We start from the raw sequence: 19,007 nt of genomic DNA, 5'->3' as shown, positions 1-19,007 counted from the left end.
TAGTTCCGGTGTCCGGCTTTTGCCGAACGGATCTTTCGAGTGGCGTCAGCCTAGCGAGGCGATGGAACTTGTGAATACCTACTACTGCGTAGGAGGGTCGAAAATTCGCCGAATCCCTTGAGAAGCCGCATCATTTTCCCGAATCCGGCAGAAATCTTTTCCCCGGAGTACGCAAAACCGCCTCCCCGGCCTTTGATTCGCTTGCAAGATTGCGTAACGATTCGGCACATGGCCATTTTCCGCTCCCTTTTTCGTCCGAACTACGCACAGAAGCTGTCGATTCTGGCGACGCTGCCGCTTGTTGTTGCAGTTGCCGCGATTGCCCTTTTGGTCGCCTACCAGTCGCGCGCCTCGGCCGAGCGTGAAATCCAGGCGCTGAAACATCAGCTGCTGGAGGCAAAAAAGGCAGAGCTGCGCAACTATGTGACCCAGGCCCGCAACGGGTTTTCCTTTATCTATGGCCGCGCCGCCCCGGATGACACGGAGGCCAAACAACAGGTGGCGCAGATCCTGTCGTCGATGATTTATGGCACCGACGGCTTCTTCTTTGTCTACGACTATAACGGCACCAATCTGGTGAGCCCGCGTCAGACAGAATTCATCACCCGCAACTGGAGCGGTCTGACAGACAGTCAGGGCACCCCGGTGGTGGATGAGTTCATCAGCCTGGCGCGTCAGGGGGCCGGATGGCACACCTTTATGTGGCAAAAGCCCTCTACCGGCGAAGAAGCCCGCATGGTCGCCTATGTTGTGGGCCTGCAGGACTGGCAATGGGCCGTGGGCACCGGTGTCTTTATTGACGACGTGCTGGCCTCGGTCGCCACAGCCCGCGCCGAGGTCGAAGCCCGGGTTCAGCGCACCTTTCTCTATATTGGCGTCATCACCCTTGCGGCCCTGATCGTGGTCTTTGCCTCGGGTATGGTGCTTAATATTCGCGAACGTCGTCTGGCGGATGCCAAACTAAAAGAGCTGACCCAGCGGGTATTTGATGCCCAGGAGGACGAGCGCGGGCGGGTGGCGCGGGAGCTGCACGATGGCATCAGCCAATTGCTGGTCGGGGTCCGCTATGCGCTGGACAATGCCAGGCGCCTGCTGAAACGCGGTGAGGTGGACCGCGCCCTGCCCCCACTCGATAAGGGCATCGACAATCTGGCTGGCGCCATAACCGAGGTGCGCCGGATCAGCCGCGACCTGCGCCCCGGAGTTTTGGATGACCTTGGCCTTGGCCCGGCGCTCAAGGCGCTTACGGATGATTTTGCCGCCCGTACCGGGATTGAAGCCAACTTTAGCACCGTGGTGTTTCGCAACCGCCTCGATTCAGAAGCCAAGATCGCGCTCTATCGCATTGCCCAGGAAGCGCTGATGAATATTGAGCGCCACTCTGGGGCCACGGTGATGACCATGGATTTGCGCGGTCACGCCAAAGGCGCCACCATGCGGATTTCCGATAATGGCTGCGGGCTGCCGCCGGAACAGGACCGCACCGGGCCCGGCATTGGCCTGCGCAACATGCAAGAGCGTATTGAGCAGCTTGACGGCACCTTACGCATTCTGTCATCACGTGGCACCCAAAGCGGCACCGTGATCGAAGCCATCTTGCCTCTGAGCCACCTTCTGGCCCCGGGTGAGACACCGGGCGAAGACCAACGGGTCAAAATCTCCTGACGCAAAGGCCCGGGGTCTGGCGCCGGATTACACCGCTGCTTGAGGCCAAGAGGTAAGACATGAACAACACAGTGCGCGTTTTGATCGTTGATGATCACCCGATGGTAGCCGAAGGGATCCAGTCGATCCTTGAAAGCTATGATGACATCACGGTTCTCGCCTGCCTGCACGATGGCGTGGAAGCGGTGGAACAGGCTGTGAGCCTGGCGCCGAATGTGATCCTGATGGATCTCAACATGCCCCGTCTGGGCGGGTTGAGCGCCACCGAGATGATCCTAGAACGCCTGCCAGAGACCCGGATCGTCATCCTGTCGATGCATGATAGCCCCGAGTATATCTCAACCGCGCTCAATCATGGCGCCATGGGCTATATCCTCAAGGACGTGCCCACCGAAGAGATCAAACAGGCGATTGATGCGGTTATGCGCGGTGAACGCTACCTGTGCACAGGGGCCAAAGGCTCGTTGCAGCCAAAAGATGGCGAAACCCGCGAAGCGCTCACCGGGCGCGAGCAGACCATTTTGCTGGAGCTGGCGCAGGGCAAGTCGAACAAGGCGGTTGCGCTGACGCTGGATATCTCGGTGCGCACAGTCGAGACACACCGCAAGAACATCAAACGCAAGCTGGGGATTTCCTCGACCGCGGGCCTTACCCGCTATGCGCTGGAACATGGCGTGTTGCAGGGCACGGGCCACGAATTCTAAAGCCCCGGCGCGCAGATCCCTTTGCAGGTGCAGGCCCCCTTTGCTGACGCGATACGGGCCGAAATGGTCCCAAGAAGGAGGGAGAATTTTCCGCCAAAGGCCGCCCTGGGGTGCATTCGACCGCAAATGGCCCGGTTATTTTTACGATAATGTCGCCAAATGCGCGCCGCGCGCAAGAAAATGTCCAAATTCAACTGAAATTCAACCCCTTTGCCTGTTGACGCCCCCGCCGCACAGACATAGTGTCCGCTGCAACGCAGTAAAGGAGAGCCTGGCGATGACCAGCCTAGTCGTAATTGTAGGAACCAAGCGCATGGGCCGGTAACGGTAGACCACAGTCAAACCCATGCGCCTCCCCTGAACAAGCGGAGGCTTTTTTTATGCGTAATGGACGATGCGGCCAATTGGAGCAAAAGCAGATGACACGTGAAATGACCGGCGCAAAAATGGTTGTTGAGGCCCTGAAGGAACAGGGCGTTGACACAATATTCGGATACCCAGGTGGCGCCGTGCTTCCGATCTATGACGAAATTTTCCTGCAGAACGATATCCGCCACATTCTGGTGCGTCACGAGCAGGGCGCGGTCCATGCCGCCGAAGGCTATGCGCGCTCCACGGGCAAACCCGGTGTTGTTCTGGTGACCTCGGGCCCCGGTGCCACCAATGCGGTGACCGGGCTGACGGATGCGCTGCTGGATTCCATTCCGCTGGTGGTTCTCACCGGTCAGGTGCCCACCTTCATGATTGGCTCGGATGCCTTTCAGGAGGCAGACACTGTCGGCATCACCCGTCCCTGCACAAAACATAACTGGCTGGTCAAAGACACCGACAAACTGGCCGCAACCCTGCACGAAGGCTTTCATGTGGCAACCTCGGGCCGCCCTGGCCCGGTCCTGATTGATATCCCCAAGGATGTGCAGTTTGCCACCGGCACCTATGAGCCGGCAAAGCCAGCGGCCTCGCGCTATCAGCCCATTGTCAAAGGCGACATGGCAGAGATCACCGAGCTGGTCGCCGCCATTGAGACCGCTAAACGCCCGTTGTTTTACACCGGCGGCGGCGTCATCAACTCTGGCCCGGCGGCCTGTCAGTTGCTGCGTGAACTGGTGGATGCCACCGGCATTCCTATCACCTCAACCCTGATGGGCCTTGGGGCCTACCCGGCCTCGGGAGAAAACTGGCTGGGGATGTTGGGGATGCATGGCCTCTATGAGGCCAACCTTGCCATGCATGACTGCGATCTGATGATCAATATCGGTGCGCGCTTTGATGACCGCATCACCGGCCGTATCGATGCCTTCAGCCCGAACTCGAAAAAAGCCCATATCGATATTGATCCCTCCTCGATCAACAAAGTGATCCGCATCGACATTCCAATTGTCGGTGACGTGGGGCACGTTCTTGAGGATCTGCTCAAGGTGTGGAAATCGCGCGGTCGCAAGGTGAACCGGGAGGCGATTGCCAAGTGGCAGCAGCAGGTTGGCGAATGGCGCAAAGTGAACTGCCTCGCCTATACCAGCTCGCAAAAGACCATCAAACCACAACACGCGCTGGAGCGGCTCGAAGCCCTGACCAAGGATCACGATCGCTACATCACAACTGAGGTCGGCCAGCACCAGATGTGGGCAGCGCAGTATCTTGGCTTTGAAGACCCCAATCGCTGGATGACTTCCGGCGGCCTTGGCACCATGGGCTATGGCTTTCCTGCCTCTATCGGGGTGCAGGTGGCGCATCCAGAGTCGCTGGTGATCAACGTCGCTGGTGAGGCCTCCTGGTTGATGAACATGCAGGAGATGGGCACAGCCGCCCAGTACCGCCTGCCGGTGAAGCAATTCATCCTCAACAACGAGCGCCTTGGCATGGTGCGCCAGTGGCAGGAACTGCTGCATGGGGAACGCTACAGCCACTCCTGGTCGGAATCGCTGCCCGATTTTGTCAAACTCGCCGAAGCCTTTGGCGCCAAGGGGATCCTGTGCTCTGATCCGGCAGATCTGGATGACGCCAAAGGAGATGATCACCTACGATGGACCGGTGATCTTTGACTGCCTGGTGGAAAAGCACGAAAACTGCTTCCCGATGATCCCATCGGGCAAGGCCCACAACGAAATGCTGATGGGCGAGGCCGACACCCAGGGTGTCATCCAGGCAAGCGGCGCGGTCATGGTCTAGACCCAGCGCAGGAACGGAATTTGCAGGGCGGTTGCGCCCTGCCCCAAATTTTGGCCCGAATTTCAGAAAGGGACATACATGTCTGCCCTCCATATCAAAGAAGGCTCCACCGGCCACTCTGCCTATAACCTGCGCCCGACATTTTCGGATGTTCAGGAAAAGCACACCCTGGCGCTGCTGGTGGAAAACGATCCCGGCGTTCTCGCGCGTGTCATCGGCTTGTTCGCAGGCCGCGGCTATAACATCGAAAGCCTGACCGTCGCCGAAGTTGATCACACGGGCCATTTGTCGCGCATCACTGTGGTGACCACCGGCACGCCTCAGGTGATCGAACAAATCAAAGCCCAGTTAGGCCGAATTGTTTCGGTCTATGAGGTGCATGACCTCACTGTTGAGGGCTCCTCGGTCGAGCGCGAGCTGGCGATTTTCAAGGTTGTTGGCGAAGGCAACCAACGCGTCGAGGCCCTGCGATTGGCCGATATCTTCCGCGCCAATGTTGTCGACAGCACCCTGACCAGCTTTATCTTTGAGATCACCGGAGCACCTGAAAAGATCGATGCCTTTGCGGACCTCATGCGCCCTCTGGGACTAGCCGAAGTCGCAAGGACTGGCGTCGCAGCCCTGTTGCGTGGCGTCTGAGCGGGGCTGCGCCCTCTAGGATGCCAAATAAATAAAAGGCCGGTCTTGGGACCGGCCTTTTAGCGTTATGTCTGGTTAGCGTTATGTCTGGTTAGCGTTATGTCTGGTTAGCGTTATATCTGGTCAGTGCGTCGCGGCTTCAGGCCCCCTGTTTCAGGCCCTCTAATTCAGGCACTCTGTTTAAGAGGCCCTGACACAGGCTCAGGCGCTGCGGCGACTACCGGATTGCCCCAGAGGAAAGAGAATGATGTTTTTTCCCGCCCCTTCCACTGCCGCCGTTAAACACGTTTCGGGGTTTGCGAGACGCTCTTTCACTTTTGCACGGGCCGCCTCTGTCTGGGTCATGCAGCTTGCACTTTCGCCTGCACGCTGACCGGCCTCACCGTTACCCGGTGACACCTTTTCATTTTCGTGCGCAGCCTCAACCAACTGCGGGGAAAACTTTATCGGCGGCATGCCTGCTGCACCAACAATGTCGTCGACCAAACCGGGACAGGCAGGCTCTGGCAGGACGCGAACGTCCAGCGCCAACCGCAAGCCCCCATTCAACTCCAAGTCGAACAGAACCCAGTCTCCAACACAGATTTCAAACGTGTCAAAGGTGCCAGGGTGAGTATAAAAAGCCAGATCCCCCTGATCTTCACACCAGATTACCGCCTTGCCGACGGCAATGTCACGCCAAAGAACTATTCCAATCATAGCGGACCTCGTATCTAAGACCTATAGAGTTTGATCTATCCTAACCGATTTCAACATTGTGAAAGAAGCGTCGACCCATTGCATTTTGTGTCTGAATAACAAATAATTTGACGTTAGATGGCTACAGCATGACACAATTTAGCGTCTCCGCCGGAGTTTCAAAGCTTTTTGGGCGACAACAATAGGATAGGCAGCTCTAAATGTCGGACATTCAGGACGCAAAAGACCCAACGCCGGCAAAACGACCCCGCTCCCCTGCACAGTTGCGCAATATGTTTGGCACCAATCTGCGTCACTTGGCCCAAGCATACCCTTCGATTTCCGAACTTTCGCGCCGCCTTGGCATAAACAGAACGCAATTCAACCGATACATGTCAGGCGAGAGCTTTCCCAGACCCGACATTCTCGATCGTATCTGCAGCTTTTTCGAAGTTGATGCCCGCATTTTGCTGGAACCGGTTGAAACAATGGGCCGACAGGGACAGGTTCTCAACAGCCCGTTTCTTGCCGATTTTCTCGGCTACGGCATTCGCCAGCTTGACGAGACGATGTTTCCATCCGGATTTTACCGCTTTACTCGCCGGAGTTTTGTGAACAGCGACCAGTTTATTGTCGGCCTTGTCTATGTCTTTCGCTCGGGCACCACAGCCACCTTTATCAAGGGCTACGAGGCCCGTGTGGCGATGCATTATCAAGGCCTCCCTGACAGCGCCAGGATGCGAGAGTTTCGGGGTGTTCTGACCTCACATGAGGATGGCGTCGCCTTTGTGATCTCGCGGCGCCACGCCATGACATATTCGTTCAACTACCTGGCGCGTATCGGCTCGTTAGAGAACAATTTCTGGGTTGGATATGTGGCGCGCACCGTGCGCGATGGCAGTGGTGAGCGCGTCACCCGCATGGTCTATGAGCACCTCGGGCATGACATGGGGCGTGCGTTGAGAACGGCACGTAGCGCTGGTTTTTCCAGCGCCGAGGATTTGTTGCCTTATCACCGTCACCTGTTGCGGCCCGATGAGCCCTTTCGCTAACCCGCCAACGTCACCCTGAACCGGGATCCGATCGCAGACACCCAAAGCGACTGCCGAGCGATGCGCACTCAATGGGCGATTTGCCGGTAGATGTGCCAGGTGGCATGTCCCAGCAGGGGCAGAACCAGAAAGAGACCGGTAAATCCAGGCAAAAGCGCCGCAAATGTCAGCGCCGCGATCCCGGCAGCCCACAGCATCATCAACACAAAATTTGCCTGCACATAGCTGAAGCTGGCGATCATTGCCGTGACAAAATCCACCTCCCGATCCAGCAGCAGCGGCAGAGAAATCACCGTGATCATATACAGCAGCAGCGCAAACAGCGCGCCCACCACGCTTCCGGCCGCCAGCATCATCATGCCATTGGACGTGAGAAAAACCTCCAACGAGCTTGAGACATTGGTCATCGTGGACAGCCCCAGAACCAGGGCAAAAATCATGTGGCCCAGGAAGAACCAGAACAAAAAAACCACAATGATGATGGCACAGATCGACGGCAACTGCCGACGGCTCTGATGCAGGATCACCCCGAGAATATCCGCCGCAGTCATTGGCTCTTCCTGTTCCAGACGATGCGACCCCTCATATAGTCCGACGGCGGCAAAGGGGCCGATCAAAGGAAAGCCAATAGCCGCCAGCACCAACCAGAATGTCGTCCCTGTTTGCAGGGTAATCCAGGTCATCAGCCAGCCTGCCAAGACGTAAAACCCTGCAAAGAACAGCCCATATCCAGGTTTGCGGCAAAAATCCTGCCAGCCGCTTCTCAAAGCTTGTTTCAGGATTGCAACGCTCATGGGCCGCAACGTGGGCAGCCCAAATGGTTTTTCACTCATGCAAATTCTCCTCCCCAGAAAAATCTATTCAAAAATCAATGCCTTGTGCATTCTCTCTCACGCTTCGACCTTACCCTTCGGCCTCACCCTTCGGATGGCGGAGATTTTTGTGGCCACTGTGTTGCCTGATGATAGCTTTGGCCCAGCGCCAGCAGATTTTGGTCCTGCCCCTGTGCGCCAAAAATCTGCAGGCCCATTGGCAGGCCCGCGTCGCCAAACCCGGCAGGCACCGCAAGGCAGGGCAGTCCCAGCAGGCTCACCGGGGTCACCGCCTGCATCCAGCGGTGATAGCTGTCCATCGCAACTCCATTGATGCTGTGCGGATAGTCCTGCTCCAGCGGAAAGGGCCAGCACTGTGCCGTGGGCAGGATCAGCGCATCAAAACTCTGGAATCCCTCGGCGGCCCTGCGCTGCCAGTTGGAGCGAATATCCGAGGCCGCCTGTATCTCGCGCCCGCTCAGGGCAAGTCCGCGCTCCAGTTCCCAGATTGCAGTATCTTTTAACGCCGCGCGGTTTTCATCAAAGGCCCGCAGCCCACCCGCCACGGCAAAAGACCGCAGGGTGATCCAGGACTCCCAGATCTGCTCGGCCGAAAAGGGCGGCGCCACAGTTCCTACCTGATGCCCCATATCGGAAAACTGCGCCACAGCAGCCTCGCAGGTGTCCAGAATACCGGGTTCCATCGCAAAGGCGCCACCCCAGTCACCCAGCCAGCCGATCCGCATCGGCGTGGTCTGTGGCAATGGCAGGGTGGCTGCGCCGCCGCTTGCAAGTGGCTGACGCGGATCAGCGCCCGTCATCACATCCAACAGCAAAGCAATATCTTCAGGACTGCGCGCCATTGGCCCCAGGGTGGAGAGTTGATGCAGGAACAAATCGCCCTTTGGTTCGGACGGCACCCACCCCCAGGTTGGCCGAAAGCCGTAAACATTGCACCATCCGGCCGGGTTGCGCAAAGAGCCCATCATGTCGGAGCCATCCGCCAAAGCCAGCACCCCGGCAGAAAGCGCCACGGCCGCGCCGCCTGAGGAGCCGCCGCAGGTGCGATGCGGATCATACGGATTGCCCGTCGCGCCATAAACCGGATTAAAAGTATGCGAGCCGAGGCCAAATTCCGGCGTATTGGTCTTGCCGATCAAAATGGCGCCCGCCGCGCGCAGCCGGGCTACAAACAGCTCATCCTTGCTGGGCACGAAATCCTTGAACAGCGGTGAGCCCTGGGTCGAGGCAATGCCTTTGACATCGGCCAGATCCTTGATCGCCATTGGCAAACCATGCAATGCGCCGCGACTCTTGGCCTTATCTGCGGCGGCGGCCTCTGCCATCAGGGCATCGCGATCGCGCAGCGCCACAATGGCATTCAATCGGGGATTAAGTGCCGCGATACGGTCCAGCGTGGCCTGCATCACCTCTGTCGCACTCAGCGCGCCACTGCGCAGTTGTGTAACCAGCGCCTGCGCGGATCCATAGGGCTCATACATCTGACGGCTTCTCCTGCACCAATTGCTCGTTAGCCTAGCGCTGGAACCCTCCGCTGAAAAGCTGCACCCCAGCTGCATGTTATAAATACCTCGGGCAACTTGTGTTCTTTGAAAGTGACCAGCTGATGCGCGCGCCAAACGCACACATCCCCCCAGCATAGTTTTCTTAGCGGAAGCATAAAAAACGGGCGCAGAACTGCCTCTGCACCCGTTACATCCTGAAAACCCCACCCAATCGCGGATGTGGGTTAGTCGCCCTGGGCCTCAGAGCGGCTTTTGCCGGCAACATTCATCGCCAGGGTTGCCGCCATAAACCCATCGAGATCGCCGTCGAGCACACCTTTGGTGTCCGAGGTCTCATAGCTGGTGCGCAGATCCTTGACCATCTGGTAGGGCTGCAGCACGTAGGACCGGATCTGGTTGCCCCAGCCCGCATCGCCCTTGTTTTCATGCGCTTCATTGATGGCGGCATTGCGACGGTCCAGCTCTTGCTGATACAGCCGCGATTTCAGCGCCTTCATGGCGATGTCGCGGTTCTGGTGCTGTGATTTCTCAGAGCTGGTCACCACGATGCCGGTGGGATGGTGGGGAAATACGCACCGCCGAGTCGGTGGTGTTCACGTGCTGCCCACCAGCACCAGAGGAGCGATAGGTATCGATGCGGATATCCGCCGGGTTCACCTCGATATCAATATTGTCATCCACCACCGGGTAGACCCAGACAGAGCTGAATGAGGTGTGCCGTTTGGCGGCCGAATCATAGGGCGAGATCCGCACCAGGCGGTGCACCCCGGATTCGGATTTCAGCCAGCCATAGGCATTGTGACCGGTGATCTTATAGGATGCTGATTTAATGCCCGCTTCTTCGCCGGCACTTTCGGACTGCAGCTCAACCTTGTAGCCCTTTTTCTCGGCCCAGCGCACATACATCCGCGCCAGCATAGAGGCCCAGTCGCAGCTTTCAGTGCCGCCAGCGCCCGAGTTGATCTCAAGAAAGGTGTCATTGCTGTCGGCCTCACCGTCAAGCAAAGCCTCAAGCTCTTTTTCGGCCGCGGTCACCTTCAGCGCTTTCAGCGCCTCTTCGGCATCCGTAATGACCTCCTGGTCATCTTCCATCTCGCCCAGCTCAATCAGCTCGATATTGTCGGCAAGGTCCTGCTTGATCCCTTTGTAGACCCCGATTGCATCCAACAGGTTTTGGCGTTCGCGCATCAGTTTTTGCGCCGCCTCCGGGTCATTCCACAGATCGGGATCTTCAACACGCGCGTTGAACTCTTCCAAACGGTATTCAGCCGTCTCCCAGTTCAAACGCTGGGCCAGAAGCTCCAGCGACTTCTCGATATCGGCTACGGAGTTTTGGATCTCGGCGCGCATGTTTTTTCCTTGAACTTACGTATCAAGCAAGGGTGATAGACCACCCCGGGGCTGCGAGCAAGCTACGGCGCTGACAAAGCCACAGCGGACCTCTGCCATCGTCTGCATCAAAATCGCCTGCATCAAACTAGAACTAGTTTTTCTCTGGTTCGCAAACTGTCGCGAAAGCTTTGCCACATACAAACGGGCCTGTGTTGTTATCCACCGGCCCGCCTTGCGACGTTGTTCAGGGCCGCAAGCAAAGGGAGAGCCTCCACAGGCGCGCCTTATTCAAACGATGGAAAGACAAAATGCCATTTGGATATCTTGTATCACTTGGTGATGCCGCCCTGAACACCGGAGATGGCATTTCCGGCAGCTACACCTCGTTCATAACGGATCATGTCATTGGGTCGGGTCACTGGACATGGACTGGCACTGTCGACAACAAAAGTTGCAGCGACCAGGTAGAGACCGGCTCATATGCTCTGGGCACCGATGGCCACGTCTATTTCACCCCGGATCTGGGCCCGGTGGACACGCTCACCGCAGGCTCTGCACCCAATCCCCCCGCCTATGGGTTTGCTGGTGCATCGTCTGGTGGAGCGTCTGGTGGGGCCGGGGATGGGGTTGTGGATGGCACTGCGGCTGATGACTACATTCATGCGACCTATACGGATGCTGACGGAGACCGCATGAACGACGGCATCGGCAGCGGGCCTGCAGGAAATGGCGACACTGTGCTGGCAGGCGCAGGCAACGACACAGTCAATGGCGGCTGCGGCGACGATTCCATTTCAGGTGGCAGTGGCAATGACCATCTGTCTGGTTCAGATGGCGACGACACCCTTGAGGGCGGCGCAGGCGCGGACAGGCTGCATGGCGGCAAGGGGCTTGATTACGCCGACTATTCGGATTCTGACAGGGCCGTGAACGTCAACCTGACGACCGAAACCGGCTCTGGTGGCGAGGCCGAGGGCGATACCTACAGCGGCATCGATGGCGTCCTGGGCTCGGCTCAAAACGATACCATCATTGGCTTTAACCAGGAGGATTCAGATCCTCATGATACCTACACCAATGATTTCCACGGCGGCGCTGGCGATGACTACCTTGACGGCAAGGGCGGCAGCGACTCGCTCTATGGCGACACAGGCGATGACACCCTGATCGGGGGATCAGGCGACGATAAGCTGTCTGGTGGTGACGGCGCAGACCGCCTGATGGGAGGCACCGGCCACGACACCATGTCCGGGGGGCGCGGCAACGACCATTTCGAGGTCTCTGAAGGCGATGTCGCGACCGGCGGCGATGACAAGGACACCTTCCGCCTCACCGATCTGGGAGAGGCAGGCCGCGCGGACATCTCGGTCGACGGCGAGGAAGGCGGCAAGGATTGGGATACGCTCGACCTGGGTGGCCTGGTGGATCGCTCGACCCTTGAAGTGACCAGCACCAGCAATGGCACTATGAGCGGCACCGCCACCATGCTGGATGGATCCAGCCTCAAATTTTCCAATATCGAAAACATCATCTGCTTTGTCGCGGGTACCAGAATTTCCACCGCCAATGGCGCGGTGCCAATCGAAGAGCTGGTGCCCGGAGATTTGGTTCTGACCCGCGACAACGGCTTTCTGCCGGTGCAATGGCTCGGCTCAACCACGGTCCCGGCCCAGGGGCATTGGGCGCCGATCCGCATTGAGGCCGGCACTCTGGGCACCAGCCGCGATCTGTTGGTCTCGCCGCAGCACCGTATGCTGCTGACGGACGCAAATGCCCGGTTCCTGTTTGGCAGCCGCGAAGTGCTCTCGGCAGCGCGTTTTTTGATCAATGACCACAGCATCCGTCGCCAACCCGGCGGCATGGTCACCTATATGCATCTTCTGCTGAACCAGCATGAGGTCATCTTTGCCGAAGATTGCCCCAGCGAAAGCTTCTTTCCCGGCGACCAGGCACTGGAAGCTCTGAGCGGTGCCGCTCTTTATAGTCTTTTCAATTGCATGCCGCATCTGCGGGATCATCCCGAGGGCTTTGGCCCAACAGCGCGCTACTGTCTCAACCGGCCCGAAACACTGGCGCTGCGCGCATAGGCCAAAAGCATTGTGCGCAGCAGCCCGCCGCGCGCAGAACAAAAAGACCGGTTTGGCGATCGGCAAGCGTGCGCAGGCCTAGTACTGGCCACCCGAGGTAATGGTCCCAAAGGTTGCCTTGGGTCCCAGCACCGCGGTTCCACCGGTTGAGGTGGTGACCTGCCGTCCGGATTGCTGCACTTCTTCCAGCAAAGGCAGATCCGATCCCATGGCAAAACCACCATCAAAGGCGAGACCAAAGATCGGCTCGGCGCCGTCGCGGAAATACTCGGCCACCACATAGGCGCGCGAGGCGCTATCGGGCAGACGGGCGCCAGTGTAACGGTCGATCTTGATAAAATGTCCCCCTTCAGGCACGTCAAAAGGACCGCCGCCGAATTTCTCGGTCGCCACTTTCATGAACTGCTGGAACACTGGCCCACACATGGTGCCGCCATAGGCCCCCCGCCCCATCGGGCGCGGCTGGTCAAACCCCATATAGCAGCCAGCCACAATATTTGAGGTAAAGCCAACAAACCAAACATCGCGGGAATCATTGGTGGTCCCGGTCTTGCCTGCTGTGGGCACCGGCAGGTTGATCACGCTTGAGGCCGTGCCACGTTCAACCACGCCACGCATCATTGAGCTAAGGCTGGTAGGCAGTAATCGGATCCATCACCTGTTCCCGGTCCGTCTCGATCCGGGGCGATTTTCCTGGCGCCAGACCGGGTGCTGAGCAGTCGACACAGTCGCGATCATCGTGGCGATAGATCGTGCGGCCATAGCGGTCCTGCACCCGGTCGACCAATGTGGGCTGTACCCGCTCACCGCCATTGGCAAACATCGCATAGGATGCCACCATCTTGTACAGCGTGGTCTCCTCGGCGCCCAGCGAGTTAGCCAGAAAGGCGCCCATATTGTCATAGACCCCAAACCGTTCAGCGTAGCCCGCGACCACCGGCATGCCGACCTCCTGGGCCAGACGAATGGTCATCAGGTTCCGCGACTGTTCAATCCCGGTGCGCAGCGGCGTTGGACCATAGAATTTGTTTGACGAGTTCTTGGGACGCCACAGCCCCTGTGGTGTGTTGATCTCGATCGGGGCATCCACCACGATGGTCGCCGGGCTATAGCCACTGTCCAAAGCGGCGGCATAGACAAAGGGCTTAAAGCTGGAACCCGGCTGACGCTGTGCCTGGGTGGCGCGGTTGAACACCGAATGCTGGTAGGAAAAGCCGCCCTGCATCGCCAGAACACGGCCCGAGTTCACGGCCATCGCAACAAAGCCACCCTGCACCTCTGGCACCTGGCGCAGCGACCAATGTTGGAACGTGCCCCCCTCGTTCAGCTCGGCCCGCACCAGCACCCCATCCCCGCGACTGATATTGTCTTTGAAACTGCCCTTCAGCCACTTGATGTCGGCGCGCGGCACCGATCCGACTCCCGCCTGCCCCTCGACAGCAACGGTCAGGCTTTTGTCTCCGACCTCAAGCGCCACGGCGGGCAGCCATTTACCGCCCAGCGTGATGTCGCGCGGCACGTCTGCCGCAGCAAGCGCCTCTTGCCAGCGCGCCTCGTCCGCAAGGTCTTCCGCCTCTAGTGTTACTCCCGTGCCGGTCCAGATCCCGCGTGAGCGGTCATATTTCTGCAGGCCGGTGCGCAGGGCATCGGCTGCTTCGGTCTGCATCTCGGCATCAATGGTGGCGCGCACCGAAAGACCCCCGGTAAAGAACTCGCCCTCGCCGAAATCATCCGACAACTGGCGGCGGATTTCGTCAGAGAAATAGTCCCGCGGTGGCAATGTGGTGCGGAAGCTTTCAAAATCACCGTTTTGCACCGAGCGCAGCGGCTGAGCCACCTCGACCTTGTACACCGCCTCGGAAATATAGCCGTTCTCAAACATCTCGCGCAGAACATAGTCACGCCGCTCGGTCAGGCGTTCCTTGCCACGCACCGGGTGAAATTTTCCCGGCGCCTTGGGCATTGATGCCAGAGTTGCGGCCTCATGCGGCGCCAGCTCACCCAGGGTTTTGTTAAAATAGCTCTGCGCTGCGGCCGTCACACCATAGGAGTTTTGCCCGAGGAAGATCTCGTTGAGATAGAGTTCCAGAATCCTGTCTTTATCCAGAGTTTCCTCAAGCCGGGTGGCGAGGATGATCTCTTTGATCTTACGCGCAGCTTTGCGATCCCCGAACAGCAAAAAGTTCTTCATCACCTGCTGGGTAATGGTCGAGGCCCCGCGCACGTTGTCACCGCGAGAGCGCACCGCCTCAACTGCCGCCGCCGCAATACCACGGGCGTCATAGCCATTGTGCGAGTAGAAATTCTTGTCCTCTGCCGAAATGAACGCCTGCTTCACCAGATCCGGAATGTCCTCGGATGAGGTAAACAGGCGCCGCTCCTTGGCGAATTCATCAATCATACGCCCCTCGCCGGAATAAATCCGGCTGATGGTTGGCGGCTGATATTGCGACAGGGATTCGTGGCTGGGCAGATCGCGCCCATAGATCCAGAACACCGCCCCAAGGGTCAGCGCAATCATGGCAATGCCAAGCGTGATCGTACTGAAGATGGAACCAAAGAAGGATAGAATAAACCTGAGCACGGATGCGGCCTTTCTCGCAGGGTGCCGTCTATATAGGGGGGGCAACGCGCCGGGTCAAAACAGGAAGCGGCGAAAAAATGCCTTCAAAGGGGGGAAATCACCCTGTCGCGCCCCGCCCGGCTCTTGTTGACAGCTTCTGCTCGCTGAGCCGCCCCAAAACGCCGGTTTTGAAATCCGCAGGTACAGCTCCTGGTACAGCTCACTGTCGCACCAGGTACAGCTCACTGTCGGACCAGGGACCGTTGCCCCTCATCAGGGATCCGCCAATCTATCAGTCCTTTGAGCAGCCCTCTTGCAGTCTGATGCCGCCAGTTGCGATCTTGCAAATTGGCCAGATCACGCGCGCTGGAGAGAAACCCGATTTCGACCAAAACCGACGGGATATCCGCCGATTTCAACACCGAAAACCCGGGCCGATCGCAAAGCGGCTTGCGATTGATTGGGCCGGCTTCGGCCTTTACCCCCGCCACCAGCGCGCGGGCCAGCGCCACATTGCGCGGCTGGGTTTCCTGGCGGGCCAGATCCAGCATAACCCCGGTGACAAGATCATCGGTATGACTCAGATCGGTGCCCGACAGCAGATCGGCGCGGTCCTGCCGCTCGGCTAGGCTGGCCGAGGCCGCATCGGACGCCTCTTGCGACAGGGTATAGACAGTAGAACCATGCGCATGGCCCTGCGACAATGAATCCGCATGCAACGAGATAAACAGATCCGCTCCGGCCTGATGCGCCAGCGCTGTACGGCGTTCCAGCGAGACAAAATAGTCGCCATCGCGGGTGACCTGCACCTCAAACTGCCCCGAGCGCACCAGAACCTCGCCCAGCTCAAGAGCAAATTGCAGCATCAGATCTTTTTCCGTGATGCCGCCTTCTGCCTCGGCGCCTGGATCAATGCCGCCATGGCCCGGATCCAGCACCACCAGAAGGGGGGCATTTTCATCCCGCTCCGGGGCAATCTTTAACAGCTGCGGCGCAGGCAGATCCCAACGGGGATCCTGCGGCGCCCCGGCTGAGCGTTTGAATTGCTCAGGATCTGTACCTCGCAGGGCGACCTTCAACACAGCACCTGCGCTCACCGGATCAGTTTCAAGCTCTGCGGCCTGCACTGTCATAGGATCTGAAAGCTCAAGCACCATGCGCGACCAGCCCGGAATGTAGGTGCCAAATTGCACCGAGGTGATGCTGTCGCCGGTCAGGAAATCCTCTGTCTTCAGTCCCTGCCAATCAACCTCCTGAAAATCCAGCACCAGTCGGGGCGGCCCCTCAAGGGTAAACAGCCGGTAGGGCACGCCCTGGCTGAGACCAAGGCGTATATCCGCGCCGCCACCCACGTCACTGATCAGCGAGGTCTCAGTATCCACACGGGCCAGACCGCTAAACTCCTGCGCCATCACAACAGGTGCCATCAGGCATCCGGCGCTCAGCCATAGCGCCGTCATCACCGCATTCAATCTGCCCATAGAGTTGCTGCCCCTGTTCCGTGCTCGTGTTGCCCTCTGCATCGCAGAGCAGCCAAACAGGCAGCTCACACGGCAAGAGAGGTCTTGTGTGCAGCCTAGACGTCCCCCTTGGGAGAAATCAAATGCCCTGACTGCCTTGGCTGCTCTGGCAGCGAATTTCAGCCGCGCGCAGCCATAAAGGTCTTGAGACGCGCCAGCCCTTCGATGATGTCCTCTGTTGCGCCCGCATAGGAAAACCGCAGCGTCGTGGCACCGCGCATGGGGTCAAAATCCAACCCCGGCGTGACGGCAACGCCCGCCTTTTCAAGGATCTCGGCGGCAAAGCTGCGGCTGTCAGAGGTCAGATCCGATACATCCGCATAGACATAAAAGGCGCCATCCGGCGGCGCAATCTTGTCAAAGCCTGCCTGCGTCAGCCCCTCCAGCATAAGCTGTCGATTGCGCGCATAAACCGCAAGGTTTTCGCGCATCTCATCCTGACACTCTAATGCCGCCAGCGCCGCGACCTGACTGGCATGCGGCGCACAGATGAACATGTTCTGCGCCAGACGCTCAATGACGCGGATGTGGTCTTCGGGCACCACCATCCACCTGCCCGCCAGCCGGTCATGGAAAAGAAGTTGGAAAAGGAATTGATCACATAGCAGTCATCGGTGAGCTCAAGCGCCGTGACGGCCTTGGCCTCATATTCCAGCCCGTGATAGATCTCATCCGAGATAAAGGCCGCGCCCTGCGCCTGCGTTGCCGCGATCAAATCCCCCAGCGCCGCATGATCCAGCATGGTGCCGGTGGGATTGTTGGGAGAGGCCACCATCAGCCCGGCCAGATCAAGACCTGCCAAATCCGCAACAATCGGCTGCAGCCGGTTGTCCGTCGCGGTCTCAATATCCACCGGCGTCAGCCCCAGCGCCTTGAGGATCTGGCGATAAGACGGATAACCCGGCGCGCCAATCCCCACCCGGTCTCCGCTGTCAAACAGCGCGGTAAAGCTAAGCAGGAAGGCCCCCGAAGACCCCGGCGTCACCACCACGCGGTCCGGGTTGAGGTCGACATTGTACCATTCGCCATAAAGCCTGGCGATGCGTTTGCGCAGGGCGGGCAGCCCCAGCGCCACTGTATAGCCCAGGGTGTTGTTCTCCAACGCATCCGCCAGAGCGCGCCGTGCCGCCATCGGGGCGCCGGTTGAGGGCTGTCCCACCTCCATGTGAATAATGTGACGGCCATTTTCTTCGGCCAGACGGGCAGCCTCCATTACATCCATCACAATGAAGGGATCGACGTTTGACCTGCTTGAGTTTCGCATGCTGATCTCCCATGGTGCGCGCATGACTTTTGACCGTTTCTCCCGGCTGGCGTCAATCCCAGCTCTGGTGTTTTGCATTCTTGCCTATACGGTCACCTGCGTGCAGGCGGCATCCATAACGCTGTTGCGGGATGCGGATATCGAACAGGGCCTGTCCCGGCTGGCCGCGCCCGTGCTGCGTGCCGCAGGTCTGAATGCCAAACATGTGCGGGTTCTGCTGGTGAATGATTCCCACTTTAACGCCTTCGTTGTGGACAGCAGAACAATCTTTATCAACTACGGGCTGATCCTGAAGGTCACCAGCCCCGAGATGCTGCAGGCGGTGATCGCCCATGAGGCGGCCCATATCACCAATGGCCATCTGGCGCGGCGGATGCAAAAACTGCAATCCGCAGGCACCGCTGCCGGTCTGGGACTGGCCCTCGCGGTTCTTGCCGCCGCCGCAGGTGCCAGTGAAGCCGCCGGGGGCATTGCCATTGGCAGCCAAACCTCGGCTGTCCGGGGGTTCCTGTCCCATACCCGCGCCGAAGAATCATCGGCCGACCGCACCGCCGCAGGCTCGCTGAAATCCGCGGGCATCAGCCCGCAGGGGCTGGTCGACCTGCACCGCATTTTTGCTGGTCAGGAAGCGTTGAGCACGGCCAACCAGGACCCCTACATGCGCTCACACCCGCTGAGCCGCGACCGGATCCGCGCCGCCGAAGCCTTTGTGGCCGCCTATGGCGACAACAGCACACCCGACCCGCAGGACCAGTATTGGTTCGCGCGGGTACGCGGCAAGCTCTCTGCCTTTACCCGCTCGCCAAAGTGGAGCCTGCGCCGCGCCACTGAAGAGACACACAAAGATATCCGCCTGATGCGGCAGGCCATCGCCTACCACCGGCGCAATGATTTGAAAAAAGCCCTTACCGCAGTCAACGGCGCCTTGGCCATCCGGCCAAAGGATGCCTTTTATCATGACCTCAAGGGCCAGATCCTGTTTGAGAACCGCCGCTG

Annotated in this window: 11 protein-coding genes and 3 pseudogenes; 7 read left to right on the top strand and 7 right to left on the bottom strand. The window is 58.9% G+C overall.

Translation table 11 applies throughout. The annotated features are described in order from the left end of the window. Positions 1-228 precede the first annotated feature (228 nt). The 4 genes and pseudogenes from B4968_RS12800 to ilvN all read left to right on the top strand — a co-directional run bounded on the left by B4968_RS12800 (position 229) and on the right by ilvN (position 5,177). Positions 229-1,665, top strand: a complete 1,437-nt coding sequence (locus B4968_RS12800) for a cache domain-containing protein (RefSeq protein WP_083099500.1) — start codon at positions 229-231, stop codon at positions 1,663-1,665. Positions 1,666-1,724: 59 nt separating this feature from the next. Continuing rightward, positions 1,725-2,369 (top strand): response regulator transcription factor, encoded by a 645-nt coding sequence (locus B4968_RS12795; protein ID WP_083099498.1) that lies wholly within the window; start codon positions 1,725-1,727, stop codon positions 2,367-2,369. A 419-nt stretch (positions 2,370-2,788) separates the two neighbouring features. Then, a pseudogene (locus B4968_RS12790) lies at positions 2,789-4,538 on the top strand (acetolactate synthase 3 large subunit). Positions 4,539-4,616: 78 nt separating this feature from the next. Further along, positions 4,617-5,177, top strand: a complete 561-nt coding sequence (gene ilvN, locus B4968_RS12785) for an acetolactate synthase small subunit (protein WP_083099496.1) — start codon at positions 4,617-4,619, stop codon at positions 5,175-5,177. Between the two features lie 201 nt (positions 5,178-5,378). On the opposite strand, the gene B4968_RS12780 is transcribed toward ilvN, so the two are convergent. Continuing rightward, positions 5,379-5,876, bottom strand: coding sequence for a hypothetical protein (locus B4968_RS12780; RefSeq protein WP_083099494.1), 498 nt, complete (start codon positions 5,874-5,876; stop codon positions 5,379-5,381). Between the two features lie 272 nt (positions 5,877-6,148). Between B4968_RS12780 and B4968_RS12775 the strand changes: the two genes are divergently transcribed. Beyond that, a complete protein-coding gene (locus B4968_RS12775; protein WP_083099567.1) occupies positions 6,149-6,907 on the top strand; it encodes a helix-turn-helix domain-containing protein in 759 nt (252 codons plus the stop codon). Between the two features lie 68 nt (positions 6,908-6,975). Here B4968_RS12775 and B4968_RS12770 read toward each other — a convergent pair whose 3' ends face one another. The 3 genes from B4968_RS12770 to prfB all read right to left on the bottom strand — a co-directional run bounded on the left by B4968_RS12770 (position 6,976) and on the right by prfB (position 10,595). Next, on the bottom strand, positions 6,976-7,740 hold the full coding sequence (locus B4968_RS12770) for a DUF2189 domain-containing protein (protein ID WP_083099493.1): 765 nt from the start codon (positions 7,738-7,740) through the stop codon (positions 6,976-6,978). A gap of 83 nt (positions 7,741-7,823) precedes the next feature. Continuing rightward, complete coding sequence (locus B4968_RS12765) at positions 7,824-9,221, bottom strand: amidase (RefSeq protein WP_083099491.1); 1,398 nt, start codon at positions 9,219-9,221, stop codon at positions 7,824-7,826. A 248-nt stretch (positions 9,222-9,469) separates the two neighbouring features. Further along, positions 9,470-10,595, bottom strand: a protein-coding gene (gene prfB, locus B4968_RS12760) for a peptide chain release factor 2 (protein ID WP_139792800.1) whose coding sequence is annotated in 2 segments (ribosomal slippage) — positions 9,470-9,808 and positions 9,810-10,595 — 1,125 coding nt in all. Because the reading frame shifts where the segments join, the coding sequence is not laid out codon by codon here. A 290-nt stretch (positions 10,596-10,885) separates the two neighbouring features. On the opposite strand from prfB, the gene B4968_RS12755 reads away from it, so the two are divergent. Further along, positions 10,886-12,664: a Hint domain-containing protein gene (locus tag B4968_RS12755; protein WP_083099489.1), complete on the top strand. Its 1,779-nt coding sequence runs from the start codon at positions 10,886-10,888 to the stop codon at positions 12,662-12,664. 78 nt (positions 12,665-12,742) lie between these two features. Here the strand turns inward: B4968_RS12755 and B4968_RS12750 are convergent. The 3 genes and pseudogenes from B4968_RS12750 to B4968_RS12740 form a co-directional block, all read right to left on the bottom strand. Beyond that, positions 12,743-15,248, bottom strand: a pseudogene (locus B4968_RS12750) (penicillin-binding protein 1A). Positions 15,249-15,469: 221 nt separating this feature from the next. Further along, positions 15,470-16,708 (bottom strand): N-acetylmuramoyl-L-alanine amidase, encoded by a 1,239-nt coding sequence (locus tag B4968_RS12745; protein ID WP_083099488.1) that lies wholly within the window; start codon positions 16,706-16,708, stop codon positions 15,470-15,472. A 158-nt stretch (positions 16,709-16,866) separates the two neighbouring features. Further along, positions 16,867-18,011, bottom strand: a pseudogene (locus B4968_RS12740) (pyridoxal phosphate-dependent aminotransferase). On the opposite strand from B4968_RS12740, the gene B4968_RS12735 reads away from it, so the two are divergent. After that, on the top strand, positions 18,010-19,007 hold a 998-nt coding region (locus B4968_RS12735), incomplete at its 3' end, for a M48 family metallopeptidase (protein ID WP_083099486.1). The pseudogene B4968_RS12740 and the gene B4968_RS12735 overlap by 2 nt on opposite strands.

Source organism: Pseudophaeobacter leonis (assembly GCF_002087335.1).
Lineage (GTDB): Bacteria > Pseudomonadota > Alphaproteobacteria > Rhodobacterales > Rhodobacteraceae > Pseudophaeobacter > Pseudophaeobacter leonis.
Note: the sequence above shows the minus strand (reverse complement) of the source record. Positions and strands in the feature narration are given on the sequence as shown.